The organism is Acinetobacter sp. 24-47-67 (genome assembly GCF_056779735.1).
This window is the reverse complement of the sequence record NZ_JBWYIK010000034.1, coordinates 1-501: the sequence shown is the minus strand read 5'-3', so window position 1 is coordinate 501 and position 501 is coordinate 1. Positions and strand designations below refer to the sequence as shown.

Here is a 501-nt window from a genome sequence, read left to right as displayed (position 1 = left end):
TACCGAGTTCAATTAAGCCATCGATGAGTTCAGCAGGCTGACCTGCAGTACCAAACCCACCAATCATAATGGTTGAACCGTCTTTAATTTGGGAGAGGGCTTCGGTTAAAGTCTTTTGAGATTTATCAATCATAGCGTTTTATAGATAAAGCTATCTATATCCTTTTAGGTCTTGCAAAAATTTAAACAAATCAAAATGATTAGATTTGGATTGGTCTAAATTCTTTAGTTAAATGAGATAAAGGATGGATGCGAAATCCATCCCTTTATTATTTTTAAGCTGATGCGCGGCGGCGTTCAACTTCAGTAGAAGGCGCACCTTCAACGTCTTTCACTAATTCAATATCAAATTGAATATGTTTGAACGCACCTTTTAGACCACGACGAGCAATTTCAGCTTCATCAGTTACGTCTACAGCAGTTGCCACTAAGCCATCACGCGTTGCAAATGCAAAGTCATCCCAAAGGTATTCATCACCTTCGATGTTGAACTGCGTAGTT

At 38.9% G+C, this 501-nt stretch carries 2 protein-coding genes; both read right to left on the bottom strand.

Annotation, left to right across the window (positions count from 1 at the left end):
• Positions 1-133, bottom strand: a 133-nt coding sequence (locus AC1M9K_RS14540; protein WP_481589643.1) for a CoA-transferase, incomplete at its 3' end; no start/stop codon positions are given.
• A 142-nt stretch (positions 134-275) separates the two neighbouring features.
• The coding region (locus AC1M9K_RS14535; protein WP_481589630.1) for a dioxygenase family protein at positions 276-501 on the bottom strand (226 nt) is incomplete at its 5' end.